The following is a 17190-nucleotide window of genomic DNA, read 5'->3' on the forward strand; positions in this document are numbered from 1 at the left end:
ATTTTATGCCTCCGGCGGGGATATTTAGGGCCAGAAGATCTGGCTAAGGAGTGTCTGCGGGTCTTATTCGCCGCGAGGAAAGCGGTTGCCGTCCTCAACGTCGTTCAGATCCATATGGTTGCGCATGTAGCGCTCGGATGCTTTTTGCAGCGGCTGGTAGTCCCAAGGGTAATAGCCACCCTGGCGCAGCGCCTCGTAGACAACCCAGCGGCGGGCTTGGCTGGCGCGCACCTCGGCGTCAAAGCGCTCCAGATCCCAACGCGCTTCTGATTTGGCACGTAAGGTCTGCAAGGTGCCAGCGTGGGTCGGGTCACCTGCAAGGTTGTTGAGTTCCTGCGGATCTGCCTCCAGATCGAACAGCTGATCGGGGTCCAGCGCGCAGCGGTTGTATTTCCATTTGCCGTAGCGCAGCGACACCAGCGGCGCATAAGAGGCCTCCGCTGCGTATTCGATGGCGACCGGTTCGCTGCGCTCCGTGCCCATTGCCAGCGGCAGCAGGTTCTGCCCATCGGTCCAGGGTTCGATTTCCGCCATATCCACACCGGCCAGCGCGCCCAGCGTTGGGGTCACGTCCAATGTGGACACCGGCGTCTCGATCAGCCCGGCAGGCAGGTTAGGTGCCGAGATCATCAGCGGCACGCGGGAAGAGCCTTCAAAGAAGCTCATCTTGAACCAAAGCCCCCGCTCGCCCAGCATATCGCCGTGGTCAGAGACAAACAGGATGATCGCCTCCTGCCGGGTGGTTTCCAGCACCTCAAGGATCTCGCCAATCTTGTCATCAAGGTAGGAGATATTGGCGAAATAGGCGCGGCGGGAGCGTTTGATGTCCTCTTGCGAGATATCAAAGCTGCGCCAGTCATTGGCGTCAAAGATCCGTTTGGAGTGGTTGTCGTGATCGGCGTAGTCCATCGCCGGGACCTGTGGCAGCAGATGCTCGCAATCCTCGTAGAGATCCCAGTATTTTTTGCGCGCCACATAGGGGTCATGCGGATGGGTGAAGCTGACGGTCAGCGCCCAAGGGCGGTCATCCTTGCCGCGCGCCAGATCATAAAGCTTGGCCTTGGCGTGATAGGCGACCTCATCGTCATATTCCATCTGGTTGGAAATCTCTGCCACCCCTGCGCCGGTGACGGATCCCATGTTGTGATACCACCAGTCGATCCGCTCACCCGGTTTGCGATAATCCGGCGTCCAGCCGAAATCGGCCGGGTAGATATCGGTGGTCAGGCGGTCCTCAAACCCGTGCATCTGGTCGGGGCCGACGAAATGCATCTTGCCCGACAGGCAGGTGTAGTAGCCCGCGCGCCGCAGGTGATGCGCATAAGTGGGAATATCCGAGCGGAATTCAGCCGCGTTGTCGTAGACGCCGGTGCGCGACGGCAGCTGACCGGACATGAAAGAGGCACGGCCCGGCGCGCAGAGCGGCGAGGCGGTATAGGCATTTTTGAACCGGGTGGAGCGGGCTGCCAGTTTCTTGAGATTGGGCGCATGGAGGAAATCGGCGGGACCATCGGGAAACAGCGTCCCGTTCAACTGGTCAACCATCACGATCAGAATGTTCGGGGCGGTCATCTTTCCAACGTCTCCTCTATCTGTGCACAGCGGCCTTGGGCCCGGTGGTAGCTCGCAACAGGTGGTGTTTTGCGGGCCAGGGGCGCGCGGCACGAAGACCCGATCCTGTCAGATGTTTTATGCGGCGTTGCCGCGAAAGGCCCCGGCCCTGCCAACTGGCGGGCCGGGGCGCCCAGTCTTACTTAGTGGGCTGTTTTGATACGCTCAAAGTCGAGGGTGTTTTCCTCGGGCGAGGTCGTGATCTCCGCAACTTCGCTGCGCTTCTTTGCGAAGATGTAGATCAGGCAGGCGATGTAGATGCCAATCACCACGGTGCCGACCCACTGGATCTGCAGCCACTGGCTCTGGAAGGCCAGGGTCAGGGCAAACAGCGCCACCGCATTGCCAAGCACATAGGGCAGTTTGCCAAGGCGTTCGGCGCTGAGGTTCATGTTGTCGGTGTAAAGCCGGATCAGCGAGTCAAACGAGTTGATCACGAAGAGGATGCCAACGACCGTCATGGACCAGTTGATCAGACCTGCGGTCGGGATGGTGTTGAGGTGATAGAAGTAAAGCACCGAGAACCACACCGCGAGCGGGATCGACGGGAACACCAGCAGGGCCGCCAGCAGCTGCCATGTGGTCAGGCCGCCAACGAAGCGCGAGGTGAACTGACCAATCATGATCGACCAGGCAAACCACCAGAACAGGTAGAACTCATGATAGTCGGTCAGCGGCAGGACGAATTTGTGGATGTTGGCGAAGTAGCCGCCGATATTGCCAGCGGTGGTGGCAAACTCACCCAGCCCCATGCCTGCATAGGCCCACATGCCGAGGATCAGCGCGAAGAACAGGAAGGTCGAGGTGACCGACAGGATGCGCACATATTTGATATCGGTGGAGGAATAGGCCGCCGCCAGGATCACCAGGAAGCAGATCACATAGAAGGCCGGAATGACCGTCTCGCCGTCGCCGACTTCGGCGATGTAATAAGGCATGTAGATCAGGAACAGCGCGCCGGTGAAGGCACAGGTGGTGATGATCACCAGATTGTTCAGCAGCTTCACGATGCCGATCTCAAAGAACTTCACCCGCGGTTCGATGGCGCAGAAGTAGAATGAGGTCAGGAAGTAGAAGGCCCAGATCAGAAAGCCCCAGAAGCCGAATTCAAGCGCCAACGGATTGGTGAACGCATAGGCAGGCTCTGCCGCGGTATCCGCATATAGCGGGTAGTCAAAGGCCAGCGGGAACATGATCAGCCCCACATCCAGACCCGAGGTGAACAGGATTGCGATAAAGGTGAACAATGGCACCGGGGTGACCCCGACAATGCGCATGTTCCACCACTTGATCACGCAGAAAATCACCAGCGCAAAGGCCAGCAAGATCCCGGCTGAGATGATTGTTGTCATACGTCCCTCCCTTGGATGGGCGTTGATCGCCCTTTTGACGTGTGCGGCAGGCATAGCAGAAAAAAGGTCATCTCTAAACCTATTTTTAAATGACCGTTCAAGATCCGGAATCCGCATAACAGGAGTTGAAACACAGAGCGACCTGACGCAAGACTGAGGAATGGGAAGAAAAAGAATTCGCGACATCCGCAATGAAGAGCTGATCGAAGCCACGATCGTCGCCGTTCACCGACGTGGGTATGGTGTTGTTACCATGGCAGAAATCGCGAAGGAGGCTGGGGCCTCCGCGGCCTCGATCAACTATTACTTCGGTTCCAAGGAAGGGCTGATGGAAGCCACGATGCGCCATCTGCTGAACAAGCTGCGCGAGGCAATGATCCGGGGTTATGCCACTGCAAATTGCCCGAAGGAACGTCTTTATGCGGTGATGGATGCCAATTTTGACGATGACTTATTCAGCGTCGCGCAGTGCAGTCTCTGGATGCAGTTCTGGGCCAGCGCGCCCTATTCGCCGCGCCTGTCGCGGCTGCACAGAATCAATCGCAGCCGGGTGCGCAGCCATTTCCTGGCGGAGTTGAATGGCTTGCTGCCGCAGGATCGGGTGGAGACAGCGCGTCACGCCCTGCAATGCTATATGGACGGGGTCTGGCTCCAGGCTGCACAGTCTGAAACACCGCTGGATTCGGCCCAGGCCCGCCGCGCTGCCCACCGGGTGGTGGATCTGGCGTTGAACTGACCACGCCACCGCCGCACCGGGGGTTCCGCCGGTCAGTTCAGGGGCTGATCCTGGCGGTGATAGCGCAGCTCAGTTCCGCGCGGCATGTAGGACAGCACCAGTTCGCCCTCCGTCAGGGAGATGATCCGGTAGCAATGGGTGGGGCCGCCGTCCTCAGCCTGAGCCACCATATAGGGTCCTGTGCCTGAGGCATCATCGCAGGCGGTCTGAACCGACAACAGCTCAGTCATGGTCTCAACCGACCCGTAGAAATTATGCCGCGAGGCCCCTTCAATGATGAACAGATCATAGGCATCCGCCTGCGACACCCATCGGCCAGCCAGATCATCCAACATCAGATCATGCCGGGTCTCTGCGCGCTCTGTCAGGGAATTTAAACTGGCAAAGGTCACGCGATCGCCGGATGTCAGGCTCTCTCCCGACACCCGCACCGGTGTGCCGGGGGCCAAGGCCTGCAGCCGATCGATGATCGCCGGATCTGTCATCCCATCGTTGGTCACGCAGAGCTGCCCTGCCCCCATGACCAATTTGCAGATCACCCGCCCGTCGCCGCTGCGCACCTCGCAGCCCTGAAAGGTTACATCCTGCTCAAACGCAGTATCCGCGGCTGCGACCTCCTCCGGCATCAGCCTTCTGACTGCGTCAGCGCCTACAGGCGCCGGGCGGGAATGGCTGCTCAGTCGCGCCACATAGGCCGAGGCGGCCTGATCGCTGCCAGAGAGTGCAGCAGGCAGCTGAGTATCGATTTTCGCAAAAAATGCGCTGTTGTAGCCACGGATAGCGCAATCCCGATCGCCGTATATGGTGAAATTACCGGGGGCTGTGCAGAATGAAATACGCTCATCCAGAAACTGCCAGTTCTGCGCTTCACTGTGGAAATAATAAAATCGGTTCTTTAGTGGGGCATCAAGCACGCGTTCACAGGTTTCCGGCGAGAGTGACCACCAGCCGTTGGAAATCCAACGTCCATCATCTCGGTAGGCGAGGCTGAGCGTCTGGGGTACAGCAGTGTCGTTGCAAATCTCCAGCCCTGCGTATCCCGGATGGCCCGGCTCTGCCGAACCACGCTGGGCGGCGAGTGCCAGCCCCAGTGGTGCCAGCAGAAACACCAAGATCAGTCGGGCGCGCATGTGTTTCACCTTTGTTTCCGAATCCGTTCGAGGTCCCTAACAGTGCTATGTGACGGTTTTGCAAAATCAGACTTTTGTAGCGAGACTGGCCGGTGTGAGTGCTCGCCGCTTCAGCACCGCCTCCCGCCAGGTGATGAAGCTGACAGCCGCCAGGATCAGGCAGCCGCCGGCGACCACCCAGATATCAACCGCCTCACCGAAGACCAGCGCCCCGAGCAGTGTGGCCCAAAGCAATTGCAAAAACGTTACTGGCTGAGTGACCGTCACCGGTGCCGAGGCGAAGGCCAGTGTCATTGTATAATGTCCAGCGGTGGCAAAGCAGGCGACCGCAAACAGGATCGCCAGTTCCCACAGCGTGGGTGTCACCCAGACCACGGCGGCGAAGGGCGCAAGAAACACCGTCACCCAGATCGACAGCATCGCCACGACCACCACCGGGCTGGTGCCGTCCACGGTGGTCTTGGCCAGAAGATAAGACGCGCCGAAGGCCAGTGCGGTGAACAGCATGGCAATATGGCCTGCCTCCACCTCGCGAAATCCGGGCCGCAGGATGATCAGCGCTCCGAGCAGCGCCACCAGTATGGCCCCGACCCGGCGCAGCGCCATACGTTCCCCCAGAAACAGCGCCGCCCCGATGGAGACATAGATCGGCGAGAGGTAGTTCATCGCCGTGACCTCTGCCAAGGGGATCTGGGTCATAGCAAAAAACCACAGGATCACCCCCAGCGTATGGACAAACCCCCGTGTGGCAAACAACCCCCAGAGGCGTGGTGTCAATTGGCTGCGGCGTAGCGCGCCAATCATCGGCAACAGGAACACCAGCCCCAGCAGATACCGCAAGAACGCAGATTCCGCTGGCGGGACACGGTCGCCGAGGTATTTGACCAGTGCCGTCACCGCAACAAAGCAGAAGCCCGTCATCAGCATCCAGAACACACCTCTCAAGGGTTGGTTGGCGGCAAAGCGTGATGCGGGCGATGGGGTGTCTTGGGGTGTTGAGGTCATGGCGGGCATGAGACCACCGGGGTCGCTGCAGAACAACCCTTCACATATGAAATATCTTCATGCTGGGGCGATGAGTGCGGATTTGGCCGGATAACGCGCAGATCCTCGTGACGGCAGGAGTGAGGAGACAGCCCCTACATCAGCAGCAGTTTGAGCGCGATGGCCCACATGGTCAGACCCACCAGCACATCCAGCACCTGCCATGCCCGGGGTCGGGCAAAGACGGGCGCCAGAAAGCTGGCGCCATAGCCCAGCGTGAAGAAGAACACGAAGCTCGCGACCGCTGCCCCCAAGCCGAACACCAGCGGCTGCGGATATTGCGCCGAGATTGAGCCGAGCAACACCACGGTATCCAGATAGACATGCGGGTTGAGCCAGGTCAGCGCCAGAACCGTTGCCAGCATCGGCCAGAGTGTGACCGGCGCTCCCTGCCGGTCGGCACTGTCCAGATGCGCCCCGCCACGCCAGGCCGCCATCAGGCTGCGCGCGCCATACCACAGCAGAAACGCCGCCCCGCCCAGGCGCATCGCCATCTCAAACCACGGCACCGCCAATGCGAGAGAGCCAAACCCCAGAACACCGGCAGTGATCAACAGCGCATCGGAGCTGGCACACGTAAAGCAGATCCAGAACACATGCTGTCGCCGCAGCCCCTGCCGCAGCACAAAGGCGTTTTGCGCACCAATGGCCATAATGAGGCTGAGGCCAAGAAAGAAACCGGCGATCAGGCTGGGGGGCATGGGGGTATCCTTTGGTGGTGTTTGCGCGGACCGATCTCCGCATCTGCGACTTTGACTACGCCGCCTTAATGCTGTACGCAAATTAATCCGAATAACCTCAATTAAGCAGAGCTAATGAGATTCGATCCCAATCACCTTGCCGCGCTCTCGGCGGTCCTGCGGCTTGGCTCCTTTGAGGCGGCGGCGCAGGCGCTGCTGGTCACGCCCTCAGCGATCTCGCAGCGGATCAAGGCGCTGGAGGATCGGATCGGCAGCAGCTTGGTGCAGCGTGGCAGCCCGTGCCTTGGCACCGAGGCTGGGCTTCGCATTGCCAAACACGCCGAGGATGTGGCCTTGCTGGAAGCGGCTGTGTCAGAGGATCTGCGGCTGGAGCGCGCGCCCGGTGCATCGCGCCTGCGGGTGGCGATCAATGCGGACAGTCTGGCGACCTGGTTTGTTCCGGTGATGGCCGCCTGCGACGGGCTGCTGTTTGATCTGGTGATCGACGATCAGGATCACAGCGCCGACTGGCTGCGCCGGGGCGAGGTTTCGGCGGCGGTGACCGCCCATGCCAAGCCGGTGACTGGCTGCGATGCCCACCCATTAGGGGCGCTGCGCTATATTGCGACGGCGTCACCAGGGTTTCGGGAGCGCTGGTTTGCCAAGGGCGTGACACAAGAGGCCGCAACGCGCGCGCCCTGTCTCATATTTAATGCCAAGGATCAGCTGCAGGGGCGCTGGCTCAGCGCACATGTGGGCAGCGGGATCGCACCGCCCGCCCATTTCCTGCCGTCCAGTCAGGCCTTTGTCGATGCCGCATTGGCAGGCGTGGGCTGGGGGATGAACCCCGAACAGCTGGCAGCCCCTTATCTGACGGCAGAGCAGCTCTGCCCGCTTATCCCGGACACCCCGCTGGATGTGCCATTGACCTGGCAGGTGAGCCGGGTACTGGCCCCGGCCCTTGCCGATGTGACCCGTGCCGTGCTCATATCAGCGCGTCGGCATCTGACGCCGATCTAACCACCGGGGGCACGGCAGTGCCAGAGGATCACGACACCAGCAAAACGAACGGCAGGTTATCCAGCCTGAGAACCGACCCCGCCCGCACCTCGCCAAAACGGCTGCGCATTCTGACACTGGGGCGAAGCTTTCTATGGCAGCTGGTTCTGCCAAGGATCGTGGTGCTGCTGACATGGGCACTGTTGAATACGGTCGTGGTGCTGCCGATACGGTTGCTCTATGCGCTGGTTCTGATCGACGCGCTGCTGCTGTTGTGGCAGGCGCGGTGCTTCCTGCGCAGCGCCGATGCCCATATCCGCGACACCGGACATCTGGCGCCGGTCTGGGGGGGATATCTGGCCATTCTCTTTGCCGGCTTTGCCACCGTAACCCTGTGGTGGGACGCGGTGCTGATCGCGACGACCCCGGATGAGCCGGATTATGCCGAGCAGGAACGGCTGGCGCGTGAGGCGCTTTATGACTTGTCGATCACCCCGGATGGGCGGCGGCTGGTCTTTGTCGGGGAAATCCCGCATGGGCTGACCCGCCGCGTGGCGGCGATGATGGCAGAGGCCCCGGCCCTGCGTGAGGTCGCCCTGAGCGGTCCGGGCGGGCTGATCTATGAGGCACGCGGTGTGGCCCGGCTGATCCGGGACAGGGCGCTGGACACGGTGGCGGAGGGCACCTGCGCCTCTGCCTGCACGCTGATCTTCGCGGCGGGGCAACAGCGCAGGCTGGCCGATCAGGGCGTCTTGGGGTTTCACGCCTATGCGCTGAATTTCCCCGGTGGGTTGCCACAGGTGGATCTGGGCCGCGAACAGGCCCGCGACCGGGCGTTCCTGATCGAACAGGGCATCAGCGCAGGGTTTGCCGACCGGCTGTTTGCCACCGCGAGCAATGACCTGTGGATGCCCGGCGCGGATGAGCTGCGACGGGAAGGCGTGCTGACGCAGCCCTGATCGTCTCAGATCAACTCAGGGCCTTGGTCATGCGGTAGTTGTGAAGCCCGACGCCCCGGCGTTCAATCTCGCGGCGCCCCTCGTCAGTAAAACCCTGCCGGATGAAAAACCGCTTCGCGGCCTCGCTTGCCTCAACATATAGGCTGCTAAGCCCCAGATCCCGCGCCTGCGCCTCCAACTGCTGATAAAGTGCAAGGCCGACGCCGGTGCCCGCCACATCTGGGTGACAGTAGAAACAATCGATATGGCCATCCCGCTCCAGCTCGATAAAGCCCTGCGGCTGATCGGCGGCATTCACCGCGACAAAGACAAAGCGCCCGTCATCTGAGCGGCCCTGCCACACCTCCGCCGGGGCCGGTTCCGGGCTCCAGGCGGCGCATTGCTCCGGGCTGTAGTCCCGTGCGCTCACGCCATGCACGGCAGCGTGAAAAATCTGCGCCAGCGCTGCGGCATCTTCGGAGCGGAAACCTCTGATTTTCATCGTTTTATCCTTATGTGGCTTTGACCCAAAGGGACAGCGCAGACGAAAAGACCCGCCAGTCCGGCGGGCCTCAGGCTTTCTCGTTGTCGCAGCCGCGGTTTACAGCTGCTCCATCACCTCATCCGAGGCTTCGAAGTTGGTGGTGACCCGCTGCACGTCATCATCGTCTTCCAGTGCATCCACCAGCTTCATCAGCTTCTGCATGCCTTCGAGATCCAGCTCGGTGGTGGTGGTGGGCTTCCACACCAGCTTGGTTGAGTCGGACTCGCCCAGTTCACCTTCCAGCGCGTTGGACACCTCGTTGAGGTCGGTATCGGCGCAGTAGATGATGTGGCCATCTTCGGAACTGTCGACATCTTCGGCGCCCGCTTCAATCGCAGCCATCATAACAGTGTCCGCATCGCCGACCGTTGCCGGGTAAGTCACCTCGCCCTTGCGGTCGAACATAAAGCCGACGGAGCCGGTCTCGCCGAGGTTGCCGCCGTTCTTGGAGAAGGTGGAGCGCACGGTGGAAGCGGTGCGGTTGCGGTTGTCGGTCATGGCTTCGACGATGACGGCCACGCCATTCGGGCCATAGCCCTCATAGCGGATTTCTTCGTAATCATCGCCTTCACCGGCAGTGGATTTCTTGATCGCGCGGTCAATCACATCCTTGGGGACGGATTGGCTCTTGGCTTCCTTCACCGCCAGACGCAGACGCGGGTTTTTCTCAGGATCGGGGTCGCCCATTTTGGCGGCGACGGTGATTTCCTTGGAGAGTTTCGAGAACAATTTCGACCGCGCGGCGTCCTGACGGCCCTTGCGGTGCTGGATATTCGCCCATTTGGAATGGCCTGCCATGGTGCATCCTTGCTGCTTCAATTTCGATCTGGCGCCCATATAGCCCCGACATGTGGGGGCTTTCAAGCGCCCCATATGCACCCTGCCCTTAGCAGCGCGCCCCAAGCACAGGCCCGCGCCGCTTGCAGGCTGGGACCCAGTGTTAAAATCCGGCGGTTGCCCCGCCCGTCTCAGCGGCTAGAGTGGCGCCATGACATTTGACCAGACCGTTCTATTCGCCCTCTTTGCCGCTGTCTTTGGCCTGCTGCTTTGGGGAAAGTATCGCTATGATATCGTGGCGTTTTCGGCGCTAATGGTGGCGGTGGTTCTGGGCGTGGTGCCCGCCAGCGAGGCCTTTGCAGGGTTTGGCCACCCGGCCACATTGGTGGTGGCATTGGTGCTGGTGGTCTCGGCCGGGCTGGTGCGGTCGGGGGCGGTGTTTCTGATCACCCGCACGCTGGTGGACAGCAGCCGCAATCTGGGCGCACATATCACGCTGATGGGCGGGATCGGCGCGGTTCTGTCGGCTTTCATGAACAATGTCGCTGCGTTGGCGCTGCTGATGCCGGTCGATATTCAGACCGCGCGCAAGGCCGGACGCACACCGGGGATGAGCCTGATGCCGCTGTCCTTTGCCACCATCTTAGGCGGTATGGCGACGCTGATCGGGACGCCCCCCAATATCATCATTGCCTCAATCCGCGAGGAGACCCTCGGAGAACCGTTCCGGATGTTCGACTTTGCCCCGGTGGGCGGGATTGCGGCGCTGGCGGGGTTGCTGTTTGTCGCGCTGATCGGCTGGCGCCTGATCCCGCTTCGCCAGAATGCGGCGGGCGCGTCAGAGGCACAGCTGTCCCAGTATATTGCCGAGCTGACAGTGCCCGAAGGCTCCGAAATGATCGGCCAGCGGCTGGGAGAATTCGACAAGGAAGCGGAGAAAGCCGATGTCGCCATTCTGGGGCTGATCCGCGACGGGAAGCGGCTTTATGGGCGGGCGGCAGGTCAGCTGTTACGGGCCGGTGACGCTCTGGTGCTGGAGGCCACGCCGGAAGCGCTGGATGAGTTTCGCAGCGCCGCCTCCCTCGACTTTGCCGATGCCGCGCGCCAGGAGAAACTGGCGGCCGCAGGCGATGGGCTGGAGCTGGTTGAGGTGGTGGTGCCGGAAACCGCCCGCATCAAGGGGCGTAGCGCGCAGGCGCTGGGGCTGGCCTGGCGACAGAACACAGTTCTGATGGGGCTGGCGCGGCAGGGTCGCCGCCTGACCCGGCATATCCGACAGGAACAGATTGAGGCCGGGGATATCCTGCTGCTGCTCTGCCCGCGCGATCGCGGCGCCGATGTCACCGAGTGGCTGGGCTGCCTGCCGCTGGCCGAGCGTGGCCTGTCGGTAACCGCCAATGACAAGACCTGGCTGGCGATTGGTCTCTTTGCGGGGGCGGTGCTCGCGGCCTCGCTGGGGATTATCTATCTGCCGATTGCGCTGGGGCTGGTGGTGGTGGCCTATGTGTTGACCAAGATCCTGCCGCTGGCGGAATTATATGACCACATTGAATGGCCGGTGGTTGTGCTGCTGGGATCCATGATCCCATTGGGAGCAGCCTTAGACAGCGCCGGTGGGACGGCTCTGATTGCTGAAAGCCTGCTCACACTGACCAATGGGATGCCCGCCTGGGCCATTCTGACAGTATTGATGGTGGTCACCATGACGCTGTCGGATGTGCTGAACAACACCGCCACAGCCATTGTTGCAGCCCCTGTCGGCATCCAGATGGCCAATGGCCTTGGGGTGTCACCTGATCCGTTCCTGATGGCAGTGGCGGTCGCGGCCTCTGCAGCCTTCCTCACCCCTATCGGGCATAAGAACAACACACTGGTGCTGGGGCCCGGCGGCTATCAGTTTGGTGATTACTGGCGCATTGGCCTGCCGCTTGAGGTGTTGATCATCGCCGTTTCTATCCCGTCGATCTTGCTGTTCTGGCCGCTTTGAACAGGCGGATCAACGCGGATATGACCCAACGGCAGGGCGCGCAGGGTTTGCGCCTGTGCCCTCTGCACGCTTAGGCTGATCCCACCACGGGGACCAACAGCGGAGGCACGCCATGGGACAGGTGACGGACAACAGCGCAGATGTGATCATTATCGGCGCCGGGCTGGCCGGACTGGTGGCGGCAGCCGAACTGGGCGACCGGGGAAAGCGGGTGATCCTGCTGGATCAGGAGCCTGCGCATTTCCTGGGTGGTCAGGCCCATTGGAGCCTCGGTGGGTTGTTCATGATCGACACACCGGAACAGCGCCGCATGGGCATTCGCGACTGCCCCGATCTGGCGCGGCGCGACTGGTTCGGCAGCGCCCAGTTTGACCGACCCGAGGATCACTGGCCGCAACGCTGGGCGCGGGCCTATCTGGAGTTTGCCAGTGGCGATATGCGGGCCTGGCTGCATGGGTTGGGGATGCGCTGGTTTCCGGTGGTAGGCTGGGCCGAACGCGGCGGCGGCGATGGCGAAGGCCACGGCAATTCAGTGCCGCGCTTTCACCTCACCTGGGGCACCGGACCAGGGGTGGTCGCCCCCTTTGCCGCGCGGGTAGAGGCCCATATTAAGGCTGGTCTGATCCAGCCGCGGTTTCGCCATCAGGTCAGCCATATCATCACCCAGGGCGGCATCGTCAAAGGTGTCTCCGGCGAGGTTCTGGCCGCAGATGACGCCCCGCAGGGCGCACGCACCAATCGGCAGGAAATCGGCGAGTTTGAGGTCTATGCGCCGTCGGTGCTGGTCGCCTCTGGCGGGATTGGTGGCAATCTGGATGCGGTGCGCAAGAACTGGCCGGTGGAGCGGCTCGGCCCGGCGCCGCGCCGCATGGTGTCGGGTGTGCCCTTTCACGTGGATGGCCGCATGATCCCCATCGCGGAGGCCGCTGGCGGCCATGTTATCAATGCCGACCGGATGTGGCACTACACCGAGGGGCTGCGCAACTGGGATCCAATCTGGCCCAACCACGGCATTCGCATTCTGCCGGGGCCTTCTTCGATGTGGTTTGACGCCAGAGGCGACCGACTACCCGCGCCTTACCTCCCGGGATTTGACACGCTGGGCACCCTGCGCGAAATCCTGAAGACCGGGCAGGATTACAGTTGGTTCATCCTGAGCCAGAAGATCATCCAAAAGGAATTTGCCCTGTCGGGGTCGGAGCAGAACCCGGATCTGACCTCCGGCAAATGGGGCGAGGTGCTGCGCGCGCGGCTGTTGTCGCGGGGCAAGGCCCCTGGCCCGGTGGAGGCGTTCAAGAAACATGGTGCGGATTTCGTCGTCGCCGACACGCTGAGTGATCTGGTCAAGGGCATGAATGAACTGGGGGAGCTGCCGCTGGAGGAAAGCCATTTGCGCCGCCAGATCGAAGCGCGGGATGCGCAAGCCGACAATCCCTTTGCCAAGGATGCGCAGCTGATTGCGATCAATGCCGCGCGCAACTACCGGGGCGATCGTCTGATCCGCACCGCCAAGCCGCACCGCCTGCTGGACCGCGCCAATGGGCCGCTGATTGCAGTGCGGCTGAACATCCTGACGCGCAAGTCTCTGGGCGGCCTGCAGACCAATCTCGACGGGCAGCTGATTGGCGCGGATGGCGCCACGGTGCCGGGGTTGTTTGCTGCCGGAGAGGTCGCCGGTTTTGGCGGTGGCGGCTATCACGGCTACAACGCGCTGGAGGGCAGTTTCCTTGGTGGATGTCTGTTTACCGGTCGCCAAGCCGGGCGATCACGTGCGATTGCCTGAACTGACATAAATCATGGTTAACAGAACCTTACTGACCGCTGTTAAAGTGGCCAGAAGACCGGGATCAGGATGGATGCCAAGAGGCCAACGCTAAAGTTCAGCGGAATGCCCACGCGCAGGAAGTCGGTGAATTTATATCCGCCCGGACCGTAGACCAGCATGTTGGTCTGATAGCCAATCGGTGTCGCAAAGGAGGCTGAGGCCGCCACCATCACCGCCACCACAAGGGGGCGTGGATCAATGCCCATGGCCTGCGCCAGCCCAACCGCGATCGGGGTCACCACCACAGCCACGGCATTGTTGGAGACCAGCTCTGTCAGGATCGAGGTCAGCAGATAGACCGCCCAGACCAGAAGAAACGGCGGCAGAACAGAGAGTGACGGCGCAATGGCGTCCACAATGAGCCGCACAGCGCCAGAGCTTTCAAGTGCGGCGCCGATGGCCAGCATGGCAAAGATCAGCGTGAGCAGGCGACCGTCGACAAAAGAAAACGCCTCATCCGCATCAATGCAGCGGGTGATCAGCACCAGTGAGACGGCCAGGACCGACAGCATCAGGATCGGAGCCACACCCAGAGCCGCAAGAAGCACGATGCCGATCAACGCGACAATGGCAATGGGCGCGTGGCGACGGCGGTAGGCGCGCACAGAGGGCTGCGACACCGCCGCCATATCCATATCTGCCGCAAGGCGCTGAATATCTTCGGTGTTGCCCTCCAGGAGCAGGGTATCGCCCACCCGCACCACCAGATCCTCCAGCTGGACGCCGATGTTCTGGTTCCGACGATGCACCGCCAGCGTATAAACCCCGTAGCGACGACGCAGGCGCATCGCGCCGAGCGAGCGGCCGACCATGCGGCAGCCGGGGGTGATCAGCACCTCAACGGTTTCGGTTTCAACGGTGGAGACCTGATCGACGCGCTTCAGCTCCTTGTTGCGTTGCAGGCTGAGGAGTTCGGTCATCTGGGTGCGCAGGACCACCCGGTCACCGACCTGCAGCTCGACGCCTTTGAGCGCGTTGCGCAGCGAGATATCGCCGCGAATGACATCGATCAGCCGCACGCCGGGGCGTTTGAACAATTGCACGCCGGTGACCTCGCGCCCGATCAGATTGCTGTCCGGGGGGATCACCGCCTCGGTGAAGAATTTCATCCGCGAGCGGTCGCTGAGCAAGCTGGCCATGCTGCTGCGGTCCGGCAACAGGCGCGGTGCGACGAAGCGCAGGTAGATCATGCCCCAGATCACCAGAATGATGCCCAGCGGCGTGACCTCGAAAATAGTGAAAGGCGCCAGCCCCTGCGCCCGCGCAACCCCGTCAACCAGCAGGTTCGTAGAGGTGCCGATCAGCGTCAGCGTGCCGCCCAAGATGGCTGCATAACTCAGCGGGATCAGCATCTTGGAGGCCGAAACCTTCATCGTGCGGGCGATCTGGATGAACACAGGGATCATCACCACAACCACCGGCGTGTTCGACACAACGGCAGAGGCGGCAACGACAAAGACCATCAAGAGCGCGATGGCCAGCTTCGGGCTGACCTCCGCCTGCTTGCGCGCCTGCGCGGTAAAGGCATCCAGCGCCCCGGTGCGCACCAGGGCCCCCATGATGATGAACATGGCCGCAATGGTCCAGGGCGCCGGATTTGACAACACCGGTAGCGCCGCTTGATACGGCAGCACGCCCGTTGCCAGCATTGTTGAGACACCTGCCAGCGCCACCACTTCAGTCGGGAAGGTTTCCCGCAGGAAGGCTGCAAACATCGCCGCCACGATCAGCAGTGTCAGAACCGCGCCGCCGGTCTCGCCAAGGGGTAGAAACTGCATCAAGGGTAACGACATCCATGAGGTTGAAAGATCAGTCATCGGTGACCTGCAAGACCGGCTGGAACCGCATCAGACAGCGCACGGCCCAAGCGAGTGAACCTGATCCCGCCACCCGAGGCAAGTGTTTCGCGGTGCAACCGGTTGGCATGGTCCTGATTTACCGGCTGTTTGCGAACAGGGTTTGGGTTTTGCGCATATAGGCAGGCAAGTATCCCCCTGCCTGCGTGTATTTTTGCGGAGCCAGGCACGTTGCGAGCCTCCCGAGCCAAAGCCAGCGTCAGGGCGCGGCCTCTTCCAACAAGCCACCCACCCGGATCATGCGGATCGATTTCGCCGCACCGGTGCGATCATCGGTGTCCACAAAAACGCCGGAGAGCGTTGCTGGCCCTTCGGCGGGGGTGAAGCGGTTTTTGGGCATGCCGGTCAGGAAACGGCGCATCGGTTCGGATTTCTCCATCCCGATCACGGAATTATAGTCGCCGCACATGCCGGCATCTGTCAGATACCCGGTCCCGCCAGACAGGATCTGGGCATCGGCCGTTGGCACATGGGTATGGGTGCCCACCACCAGCGAGGCGCGGCCGTTACAGAAATGCCCCATGGCCATCTTCTCAGACGTGGCTTCGCAGTGCATGTCCACGATCACCGCCTGCGCCAGACCGCCACGTGGATGCGATTTCAGCACCGCCTCCACCGCACCAAAGGGATCATCATAGGCGCGTTTCATGAACACCTGCCCCAGCGCCTGAACCACCAGCACCTTGCGCCCGCCGGGGGCGTTGAACAACCGGTAGCCGCGCCCCGGTGCGTTTTTGGCAAAGTTCAGGGGCCGGATGACGCGCGGCTCCTTTTCGATGAATTGCAGCATGTCCTTCTGGTCAAAGGCATGATCGCCCAGGGTCAGGCAGTCGACACCCGCATCCAGCAGAAGCTTGGCGTGTTCGCCGCTCAGCCCCATGCCGTTGGAGGCGTTCTCGCCGTTGACCACAACAAAATCGAGCCGCCATTCCTGCCGCAGCCGCGGCAGGTTTTCAGTGACGGCACGGCGCCCGGCGCGGCCCATCACATCGCCTAGGAAAAGAATACGCATGCCGCGGCTGGTAAGCAACGCGGGGCCAAAGAGCAAGGCCCCGCGTGTTGAAATCGCCGCTTTGTGGCGCCGAGATCAGTTATAAGCAGGCAGCCTCAGGGGCTCAGCTGTAGGCGCCGGCCGAATAGGTCAGCTCGTAACCGTGCGAGTAGATCTCGAAGACGATGCCGAAGGGGTCTTCGACATAGACCATGCGGTAGGGCTTTTCGTCAGGGTAGTATTCGCGCACCGGCATCCGCTGCTTGCCGCCGGCCTCGACGATCTTCTTGGCCAGGCCTTCGACATCCGGGTCCTGGATGCAGAAGTGGAACACGCCGTGGCGTCGGTGGTCGAGGTTCTCTTCCGGTGCGTAATTGCCGTCAAACTCGAAGATTTCGATGCCGACACGGTCGGCGGTGGACATATGGGCGATGCGCAGATGCTTCCAGCCGGGGCCGAAGACGTCGGTGCACATGCGGCCGATGTCGCTGTCATCCTCGGGCACGTCGGTGGGCTCCATGATGGTGTAGAAGCCCATGACTTCGGCGTAGAATTTCACCGCGGCATCAAGGTCCGGAACCGACAGGCCGATGTGGGAAAAGCTTTTCGGGGCGGGAAGCATCATGTTTCTCCTTCACGTGCAGTCTTTGTTGGCAGTGACCGGGAGATAGGGTTGACGGCCTAGAAAGCAAAATTATGATTTCTTATGTCAAGTATAAC

Annotated in this window: 15 protein-coding genes; 5 read left to right on the forward strand and 10 right to left on the reverse strand. The window is 61.6% G+C overall.

Annotated elements, in window-relative coordinates:
- Window positions 1-63: 63 nt before the first annotated feature.
- Window positions 64-1572, reverse strand: a complete 1509-nt coding sequence (gene betC, locus phaeop14_RS09845; protein WP_040180033.1) for a choline-sulfatase — start codon at window positions 1570-1572, stop codon at window positions 64-66.
- A gap of 182 nt (window positions 1573-1754) precedes the next feature.
- Window positions 1755-2963 (reverse strand): BCCT family transporter, encoded by a 1209-nt coding sequence (locus tag phaeop14_RS09850; protein WP_096789419.1) that lies wholly within the window; start codon window positions 2961-2963, stop codon window positions 1755-1757.
- Window positions 2964-3123: 160 nt separating this feature from the next.
- On the opposite strand from phaeop14_RS09850, the gene betI reads away from it, so the two are divergent.
- On the forward strand, window positions 3124-3699 hold the full coding sequence (gene betI / locus phaeop14_RS09855) for a choline-binding transcriptional repressor BetI (protein ID WP_040170425.1): 576 nt from the start codon (window positions 3124-3126) through the stop codon (window positions 3697-3699).
- Between the two features lie 32 nt (window positions 3700-3731).
- Here the strand turns inward: betI and phaeop14_RS09860 are convergent, their stop codons facing one another.
- From phaeop14_RS09860 to phaeop14_RS09870, 3 genes are all read right to left on the reverse strand, one after another.
- Entirely contained in the window at window positions 3732-4829 is a 1098-nt protein-coding gene (locus tag phaeop14_RS09860; protein ID WP_040180035.1) for a DUF1036 domain-containing protein, read from the reverse strand.
- 66 nt (window positions 4830-4895) lie between these two features.
- Window positions 4896-5756 (reverse strand): DMT family transporter, encoded by an 861-nt coding sequence (locus phaeop14_RS09865; protein ID WP_040180036.1) that lies wholly within the window; start codon window positions 5754-5756, stop codon window positions 4896-4898.
- A 212-nt stretch (window positions 5757-5968) separates the two neighbouring features.
- Window positions 5969-6574: a LysE/ArgO family amino acid transporter gene (locus phaeop14_RS09870; RefSeq protein ID WP_040180037.1), complete on the reverse strand. Its 606-nt coding sequence runs from the start codon at window positions 6572-6574 to the stop codon at window positions 5969-5971.
- A gap of 114 nt (window positions 6575-6688) precedes the next feature.
- Between phaeop14_RS09870 and phaeop14_RS09875 the strand changes: the two genes are divergently transcribed.
- Together phaeop14_RS09875 and phaeop14_RS09880 are read left to right on the forward strand one after the other, a co-directional pair.
- Window positions 6689-7573, forward strand: coding sequence for a LysR family transcriptional regulator ArgP (locus phaeop14_RS09875; RefSeq protein ID WP_096789420.1), 885 nt, complete (start codon window positions 6689-6691; stop codon window positions 7571-7573).
- 161 nt (window positions 7574-7734) lie between these two features.
- Window positions 7735-8511: a COG3904 family protein gene (locus phaeop14_RS09880; protein WP_244905748.1), complete on the forward strand. Its 777-nt coding sequence runs from the start codon at window positions 7735-7737 to the stop codon at window positions 8509-8511.
- Window positions 8512-8521: 10 nt separating this feature from the next.
- Here the strand turns inward: phaeop14_RS09880 and phaeop14_RS09885 are convergent, their stop codons facing one another.
- Both phaeop14_RS09885 and phaeop14_RS09890 read right to left on the reverse strand, forming a co-directional pair.
- The gene (locus phaeop14_RS09885) at window positions 8522-8992 is read right to left on the reverse strand and encodes a GNAT family N-acetyltransferase (protein WP_096789422.1); all 471 of its coding nucleotides are present in this window, start codon (window positions 8990-8992) and stop codon (window positions 8522-8524) included.
- 99 nt (window positions 8993-9091) lie between these two features.
- Complete coding sequence (locus phaeop14_RS09890; protein ID WP_024096685.1) at window positions 9092-9832, reverse strand: YebC/PmpR family DNA-binding transcriptional regulator; 741 nt, start codon at window positions 9830-9832, stop codon at window positions 9092-9094.
- 190 nt (window positions 9833-10022) lie between these two features.
- Here phaeop14_RS09890 and phaeop14_RS09895 point away from each other — a divergent pair, with 190 nt between their 5' ends.
- Window positions 10023-11798, forward strand: a complete 1776-nt coding sequence (locus tag phaeop14_RS09895) for an SLC13 family permease (RefSeq protein WP_040180042.1) — start codon at window positions 10023-10025, stop codon at window positions 11796-11798.
- Between the two features lie 112 nt (window positions 11799-11910).
- Window positions 11911-13581: an FAD-binding dehydrogenase gene (locus phaeop14_RS09900; RefSeq protein WP_096789423.1), complete on the forward strand. Its 1671-nt coding sequence runs from the start codon at window positions 11911-11913 to the stop codon at window positions 13579-13581.
- 41 nt (window positions 13582-13622) lie between these two features.
- Here the strand turns inward: phaeop14_RS09900 and phaeop14_RS09905 are convergent, their stop codons facing one another.
- The 3 genes from phaeop14_RS09905 to phaeop14_RS09915 form a co-directional block, all read right to left on the reverse strand.
- Entirely contained in the window at window positions 13623-15401 is a 1779-nt protein-coding gene (locus tag phaeop14_RS09905) for an SLC13 family permease (RefSeq protein WP_167385677.1), read from the reverse strand.
- Between the two features lie 277 nt (window positions 15402-15678).
- Entirely contained in the window at window positions 15679-16491 is an 813-nt protein-coding gene (locus tag phaeop14_RS09910) for a TIGR00282 family metallophosphoesterase (RefSeq protein ID WP_096790276.1), read from the reverse strand.
- Window positions 16492-16594: 103 nt separating this feature from the next.
- Window positions 16595-17092 carry a lactoylglutathione lyase family protein gene (locus phaeop14_RS09915; RefSeq protein ID WP_096789425.1) on the reverse strand — a complete coding sequence of 166 codons (498 nt, stop codon included), beginning with the start codon at window positions 17090-17092 and terminating at the stop codon, window positions 16595-16597.
- Window positions 17093-17190 lie beyond the last annotated feature (98 nt).

Origin of the sequence: Phaeobacter piscinae, from assembly GCF_002407245.1 — a bacterium.
GTDB classification, from domain to species: domain Bacteria; phylum Pseudomonadota; class Alphaproteobacteria; order Rhodobacterales; family Rhodobacteraceae; genus Phaeobacter; species Phaeobacter piscinae.

Coding starts and splice junctions, on each gene's coding strand:
- phaeop14_RS09910 (WP_096790276.1), bottom strand. CDS start 16,491: ATGCGTATTCTTTTCCTAGGCGATGTGATGGGCCGCGCCGGGCGCCGT.
- phaeop14_RS09890 (WP_024096685.1), bottom strand. CDS start 9,832: ATGGCAGGCCATTCCAAATGGGCGAATATCCAGCACCGCAAGGGCCGT.
- phaeop14_RS09875 (WP_096789420.1), top strand. CDS start 6,689: ATGAGATTCGATCCCAATCACCTTGCCGCGCTCTCGGCGGTCCTGCGG.
- phaeop14_RS09900 (WP_096789423.1), top strand. CDS start 11,911: ATGGGACAGGTGACGGACAACAGCGCAGATGTGATCATTATCGGCGCC.
- betC (WP_040180033.1), bottom strand. CDS start 1,572: ATGACCGCCCCGAACATTCTGATCGTGATGGTTGACCAGTTGAACGGG.
- phaeop14_RS09915 (WP_096789425.1), bottom strand. CDS start 17,092: ATGCTTCCCGCCCCGAAAAGCTTTTCCCACATCGGCCTGTCGGTTCCG.
- phaeop14_RS09905 (WP_167385677.1), bottom strand. CDS start 15,401: ATGCAGTTTCTACCCCTTGGCGAGACCGGCGGCGCGGTTCTGACACTG.
- phaeop14_RS09850 (WP_096789419.1), bottom strand. CDS start 2,963: ATGACAACAATCATCTCAGCCGGGATCTTGCTGGCCTTTGCGCTGGTG.
- phaeop14_RS09860 (WP_040180035.1), bottom strand. CDS start 4,829: ATGCGCGCCCGACTGATCTTGGTGTTTCTGCTGGCACCACTGGGGCTG.
- phaeop14_RS09895 (WP_040180042.1), top strand. CDS start 10,023: ATGACATTTGACCAGACCGTTCTATTCGCCCTCTTTGCCGCTGTCTTT.
- phaeop14_RS09885 (WP_096789422.1), bottom strand. CDS start 8,992: ATGAAAATCAGAGGTTTCCGCTCCGAAGATGCCGCAGCGCTGGCGCAG.
- phaeop14_RS09865 (WP_040180036.1), bottom strand. CDS start 5,756: ATGCTGATGACGGGCTTCTGCTTTGTTGCGGTGACGGCACTGGTCAAA.
- phaeop14_RS09870 (WP_040180037.1), bottom strand. CDS start 6,574: ATGCCCCCCAGCCTGATCGCCGGTTTCTTTCTTGGCCTCAGCCTCATT.
- betI (WP_040170425.1), top strand. CDS start 3,124: ATGGGAAGAAAAAGAATTCGCGACATCCGCAATGAAGAGCTGATCGAA.